Here is a 5999-nt window from a genome sequence, read left to right as displayed (position 1 = left end):
CTGCGGCGGCGGACCCTGGCGCCAGCCCGGCGACCGCGGCCGCGACCGCGACCGCGGCCGAGATCGACGCCGCCGTGGCGGCCGCCAGTGCGCAGTACGGAGTTCCGGCGGGCATCATCCGCGGCGTGATCGAGCAAGAATCGGGCGGCGACCCGGCGGCCGTGAGCCCGGCGGGCGCCATGGGACTGATGCAGCTCATGCCGGCCACCGCCCGGGCTTTGGGCGTGACCCAGCCGTTCGATCCGGTGCAAAACATCTTCGCCGGCACGCGCTATCTCGCCCGGTTGCGGGACCAGTTCGGCGGCAACTGGGCGCTCGCCCTCGCGGCGTACAACGCGGGCCCCGCGCGCGTGGCCGCGTATGGCGGGGTTCCGCCCTTTCCGGAGACACAGCGGTACGTCGCCGCGGTGCTCGCCCGTGCCGGCTTGTCCGCGGACGTCAGTGCGTGATGGCATCGGCGCCGGCAAAGTCGACGCCAGGGTGCAACGCGGCGTTGAGTCCCTTGGCGACCACGTGGGCGATGTCGTCGATGAACGCGTCGATCTCCTTGGGCGTCACCATGAGGTTGTTGCCGAGCGGTTCGAGCACCTCCCGGATGAGCTGCCACTTCTCCTTCGGTGTGAACCGGTTCAACAATTGGCTCGCACCGTCTCCCGGCAGCACCGTATCCACGTGGCGCAACACCAGGTCCATGGCATCGTGGGCGATGGTCGCCGCATCCACGACGGTGGGTACGCCCACCGCAAGGCAGGGGACACCGAGGGTGTCTCGATCCAGCGCTTGGCGGTGGTTGCCGACCCCTCCCCCCGGCTGAATGCCGGAATCGGCAATCTGGATGGTGGCGTTCACGCGGCTGAGCGCGCGGGACGCCAACGCATCCACCGCGATCACGACGTCCGGGCGCACCCGTTCGACGATGCCTTTGACCATTTCCGCGGTCTCAATCCCGGTCACCCCGAGCACCCCGGGTGCCACCGCGCATACGGTGCGGTAGCCCTCGCCCAGCGCCTCGGGCATGTAGTGAAACAGGTGCCGCGTGACCAGCAAGCGTTCCACCACCAACGGGCCGAGGGCGTCCGGGGTCACGTGCGCGTTGCCGAGCCCGACCACCAACACCGACGCATCTTCCCCCACAGGCAGGAGGTCCGCGAATTCAGCCGCAAACCGCCGCGACACCCGCTCCTGGAAATCGGGATCGCGGTGGCGCAGGCCGGGCGCCTCGATGGTCACGTAGCGGCCGCGCCGCTTGCCGAGCGCACGCTCCGCCGCGGCCGTCTCCACGTGGACGCGGGTGACGGTGATGCCTTCCTCCGGTTGCTCCCGCTCCTCGCGGACACCATCGAGGCGTATGCCTTGCGATCGCGCCCACGCACTGGCTTCGAGCGCCAAGTCGGTGTGCGGGCTGGCCGGAAGCTCAGCGCCGGCATGCTCGTCCGCCGCCGGTGCCCGCACATCCTCCCCGGCGTCCGTCCTGCCCACCGCATGCGCATCCTGACGAAACCACCGCGCGCAGCCCGTGCGCGCCCGACCCATCCCGCGCATGATATTCCCTCCCGTCCCCCGCGCGGCTGCATGTTGCGGCCCGCGGGAACCATGTGTTAAACTGACCGTTGTCTGTACGCTGGCGTCGGCAAGGGGGTGAGAGTGTGCCAAACATCCAATCGGCCAAAAAACGCGTGCGCGTCACCGCGCGCAGGACCCTGCGCAACACGTCGTTGCGTTCGGCGCTCAAGACGACGCTGAAGAAGTTCGAAGCCGCCATGGCGCAAAACGACCTGGAGAAGGCCCGCCTCGCGCTGCGCATTGCGACGCGTGCATTGGATAAAGCGGTGACCAAAGGGATCATCCACAAAAACAAGGCGAACCGCAAAAAATCCCGCCTGACCCGCCGCTTCAACGCGGCGATGGCGCAAGCCGCCCAGGCGCAGTGACCGCGCGTTGGCAGAAGACGCCGCAGCCCGGTGGCAGAAGACACCGCAGCCCGGCCCGCCTGCGTGAGGCGGCCGGGTTATCTGCATTCGTATGCGCCTTGTACCCCATGGAAGTCGTCAGCCCCATGGAAGTGCACGGCCGCCGCGCAACGCAGCACCACCGCCTCCAGGGCGTGCTTCACGTCGCGGCGGCCGGTTTTCACCCAGTACTCCGCGTCGGCGACCAGGGTGAGCAGCGTCTCCAAGGCAGCGAGCGGGAGGTGGCGCGCCTGCCGGCCGGCGACGCGCAACGCGTACGGATGCGCGCCGATGCGCGCCGCCAGGTCCGCCCACGCCACACGCCCGCCTTCCGCCCGCGCGTACCACATCAGGCGCAGTTGACGGGCGATGAGCGCGAGCATCGCCAGCGGATCCTGGCCTGTCGCATACAGGTCCGCCACGGCCGCCAGCGCCTGCTCGACCCGCCCGCTGACCACCCCGTCGATCCAAGCGAACACGTTGTCTTCGAGCGGCGCCGACACGACCTCCGCCACGTCGGCGGCGGTGATGGTCCTCCCCCCTGTATACGTCCATAGTTTGTCCAATTCCGTATTCGCCACCGACAGGGACGGCCGGCGGCGCCACAGCTCAGCCAATGCGTCCGCCGTGACGGCGATGCCGCGTTCCTGTGCGAACACCTGCAGCCAATGCCGGGCGACCTCCGGTTTGGGTACCTGACATGCGACCTGAGGATAAGGCTTGATCAACCGGGTCAAACGTTTCCGCTCATCCAGCTTGGATGCCGGAACCTGGATGACGAAGACCCGCCCGGGATTCGGCGCGGCGAGGTACGCTTCGAGGGATGAAGTGTCGCCCTTCTGCTTGCCGGAAGAGGCGGCGAACGCGGTGCACCGCGTGAGGACGACGAGATCGGCAGCGCCGAACAGCGGCACGGAGGAACACGCCATGACCGCACCGCTGCACCCGTCCTCCTCGAAATCGAAACGCAGGACTGCCGGCGGGCCGGCGTCATCCGCGAGCCGCGACCGCAGCGCCTCGACGCACCGCGTCATCAGCACCGGTTCTTCTCCGTACAGCACGTACACCGGTTGCAACGGTTCTCCTTGTTGCAAGCGTTGGCAGAGTGCCAGCGCGTCCATGTCGTCCCCCCCCACGAAAAGCGCGTCCCGTGCACCGCCGGCCACGTCGACTCGCCGCGGCCGGCGGGCAAGGGACGCGCTCCCACTTGCCGAGTCATGCGGGCGCCCGGCCTGCGCCGGCCGAACGCGGGTCTGCGCCTTCCGGATCAGAGGTGGACGAGCTCGCCGCTCTTGGCCGCGGCCAGCCGTACGCCGCCCAGTTCCAACAGGTACTTCACCTTCGACGCCTCTTTCGCGACGGCGGCGACGACCCCTTTCACCGGCACGCCGACCATGTCGCCCACGCCCAGTTCGCGGCCGAGCGACGCGAGCGTACCCTTAAGGTGGGCTTGGAACGGTTTCATCGGCCGGCCGTGCACCAGCGCATGGACGTTGTCGGCGATGGCGCGGCCCATCTGGGACGCCACCTGCGCCGTCGGCGGGTACGGACGGCCGTCCGGCCCGTCGCACCAAGCGCTGTCGCCGCCGACGAAGACGTGCGGATCGTCCACCGACTGCAGATACTCATTGACCTTCGCGCGGCCGCGGCGGTCGACGGTGAACCCGGCCTGTTCAAGCAGCGGATTGGCACGCACGCCGCCCGTCCAGATGATGGTTCCTGCCTCGACCACCTCGCCGCCTTCGAGGTGGACACGCCCCGGCGTCACCTGCACAATCTTGGTGTTGATCCGGAGCTTCGCGCCTTTTTCGGTCAGAGTCCGCGCCGCCACCTCGCGCAGGTTTTCCGCGACCATCGGCAGGATCATCGGCATGGCTTCGATGTTCTGGACCTCCACATGGTCCCACGGAACCCCGAGCGTCATGCACAACTCCGGCAGCCAATCGAGCAACTCGCCGACGAGTTCGACGCCGGTCAGCCCGGCACCGCCGACCACAATCCGCAGGTGGACCGGATTTTGGTCCTCGCGGTACTGCCGGAACTCGCGTTCGATGTGGCTGCGGATCTGCTTGGCCGCGTTCAGGCTGCGCAGCACCAGGCTGTGCTCAGCCAAGCCGGGAATGCCGAAGTACTCAGGCACCCAACCCAGCGTGAACACCAGGTATTCGTACGGGAACTCGCCCGCTTCCGTGCGCACCACCCGCCGCTCGCGGTCGATCCCGGTGACCTCTGTGACGACCAGTTCCGACGACGGCTTGGCCAGCACCTCCTTGATGTCGACCCGGTACTTGTCCGGCTCGCCGCGCCCGCCTGCCGCCTCGTGCAACAGCGTGGTGAAGTAGTGGTACGCGTGCTTGTTGATGATGGTGAACGGTTCCGCCAAGCGTTCCAGGCGCGTGGCTGCCATCATGCCGGCGTACCCCGCACCGACAATCACGATTTTGCTCATGGTTTCTCCCACTCCCGATGTAGCGCAGGTTCTGTTCCGTTGGCTGTTAGGTTGACCGGACGTGGCGCAGACCATTCGGCAAGTGCGGCGGTGCCACCCACGCAGCCTGCCAAATTATATCATAGCTTGTGCACGGCCGCGGCGCCGAAGACGCAGATTTTCACGGCCGATTTTGCCCACGCGCCGTAACAGCCACCACAAAAGATAATACGGCACCAGCCAACCTGGCCACACGGGCGGGAGGGCGACCAACGCCCCGGGCCAGTGTGCCAGCCACGTCACCCACGCGGACAAAGCGCGCACCCCGAGTCCCACCGGCCACGCGAGCGCCGCCGCCAGGGGCGTGCACCAGGGAAACGCCGCCGCCAGCACGGACAAGGCGCACAGGAGCGCACAAGCAGGGAGCAAACAGGCGAGCAACGGATCGGCCACCACGTTCGCCACCACCGCCCACGGCGTCCACTGACCAAACGCGACCGCGAGGAGCGGCGCCACCGCCGCTTCGACCCGCACGGAGACGCGGACCGCTTGCCAAGCCCAACCGGCCGTTCGCCGGGCCAGCCATCGCCACCGCGTGGCCGGCGCCGGCTTCGCGCTCGGCTGCCGCGTGAGCGCCCCCATCACCGCCGCGGTGCTGACGAACGACAGCACCGCGCTCCAGGAGGTGAGGCCGGCCGGGTCCGCCGCGGTCATCGCGACCGCCGCAAACCACAGCGCGTGCCCGGACGCGCCGTGGCGGCCGCACAGCGCCGCCAGGTGGCGGTAACTCGCCATCCATGCGGCGCGGACGATGGACGAAGAAAACTGGCACAAGGCGGCGAATCCCCAGGTGAACGCGAGCATGGTGGCTGGCGGCAGCCAGCTTACGCGCACACCCCGCCAGAGCGGGCGCAGCCCCCGCGCCGCCGCGCGCTCCAGCAACACCACGTTGGCCCCGCTCGCCGCGAGGACGTGCAAAAGCCCTGCGCGGAGGAAGGCGTCGTGCACGCCGCGCGGCACATCCTCGCCTCCGAAGACGATGGACAGGCAAAGCGGCAGTTCGGAGCGGATGGAGTCAGGGAGCGGCAGCCGCGCAAGCGCCCTTCCGAGCCAAGCACGGGCACGCAGCCAAGGGGGCGGGCGATGCACCACCCGCGCCAGCCGGCCGCGCAGCTCCAGACGGCGGCCGGAGGCACGCCCGGGTGCACGCGCTCCTCCCTGCGCCGGCGATGGCCGGACGAGCGCGCCTTGCAGCCACACTTCATCGCCAACCTGCAGCGTGGCAGCTTGTGCCGCCGCCCGGCCCCAGACCGGCCACACCACCGCCCCGCCCACGACCGCATCGCCCTGGGGAGCCATGACGCGCAGGAGCGCGAGATCCACGACCACGCCGCGCGCGTCGACCGTCCGCAAGGCCGTGACGCGCGCATGCCACAAGCCGGCCTGCCCCAACCAGGCTGCGGTGGCACGTCCGTCGGCTGTGCGCGACCAACCGTACGCGCCGCCAGATCCGGCCGCGATGCCGGCCGCCACGAAGAGCGCCCATGCACGCCAGTGCCGTCGGCGCCGCGGGCCCCGCGCAGCCCAGGGGACGCGCCGCCCGGTGCGGATTCGCTTCCCGG

6 protein-coding genes are annotated in these 5999 nt (G+C 69.4%); 2 read left to right on the top strand and 4 right to left on the bottom strand.

Features of this window, described 5'->3' with window-relative positions:
• On the top strand, positions 1–449 hold a 449-nt coding region (locus IEX97_RS12645; RefSeq protein ID WP_188883467.1), incomplete at its 5' end, for a lytic transglycosylase domain-containing protein.
• On the opposite strand, the gene gpr is transcribed toward IEX97_RS12645, so the two are convergent.
• Positions 439–1542: a GPR endopeptidase gene (gene gpr / locus IEX97_RS12640; protein WP_229776906.1), complete on the bottom strand. Its 1104-nt coding sequence runs from the start codon at positions 1540–1542 to the stop codon at positions 439–441. The genes IEX97_RS12645 and gpr overlap by 11 nt on opposite strands.
• A gap of 104 nt (positions 1543–1646) precedes the next feature.
• Between gpr and rpsT the strand changes: the two genes are divergently transcribed.
• Entirely contained in the window at positions 1647–1931 is a 285-nt protein-coding gene (gene rpsT, locus IEX97_RS12635) for a 30S ribosomal protein S20 (RefSeq protein ID WP_188883466.1), read from the top strand.
• Between the two features lie 77 nt (positions 1932–2008).
• Here the strand turns inward: rpsT and holA are convergent, their stop codons facing one another.
• The 3 genes from holA to IEX97_RS12620 all read right to left on the bottom strand — a co-directional run.
• Positions 2009–3070, bottom strand: coding sequence for a DNA polymerase III subunit delta (holA, locus tag IEX97_RS12630; RefSeq protein WP_188883465.1), 1062 nt, complete (start codon positions 3068–3070; stop codon positions 2009–2011).
• A gap of 146 nt (positions 3071–3216) precedes the next feature.
• On the bottom strand, positions 3217–4398 hold the full coding sequence (locus IEX97_RS12625; protein WP_229776905.1) for an NAD(P)/FAD-dependent oxidoreductase: 1182 nt from the start codon (positions 4396–4398) through the stop codon (positions 3217–3219).
• A gap of 114 nt (positions 4399–4512) precedes the next feature.
• The coding region (locus tag IEX97_RS12620) for a ComEC/Rec2 family competence protein (protein ID WP_229776904.1) at positions 4513–5999 on the bottom strand (1487 nt) is incomplete at its 5' end.

Origin of the sequence: Paenalicyclobacillus cellulosilyticus, from assembly GCF_014647315.1 — a bacterium.
Taxonomy (GTDB): domain Bacteria; phylum Bacillota; class Bacilli; order Alicyclobacillales; family Alicyclobacillaceae; genus Alicyclobacillus_J; species Alicyclobacillus_J cellulosilyticus.
The sequence above is the reverse complement of the archived record's forward strand: the minus strand, read 5'-3'. Positions and strand labels throughout refer to the sequence as shown.

Excerpts from the sequence above, each read along its gene's own strand:
- gpr (WP_229776906.1), bottom strand. The coding sequence starts at position 1,542 with ATGCGCGGGATGGGTCGGGCGCGCACGGGCTGCGCGCGGTGGTTTCGT.
- holA (WP_188883465.1), bottom strand. The coding sequence starts at position 3,070 with ATGGACGCGCTGGCACTCTGCCAACGCTTGCAACAAGGAGAACCGTTG.
- IEX97_RS12625 (WP_229776905.1), bottom strand. The coding sequence starts at position 4,398 with ATGAGCAAAATCGTGATTGTCGGTGCGGGGTACGCCGGCATGATGGCA.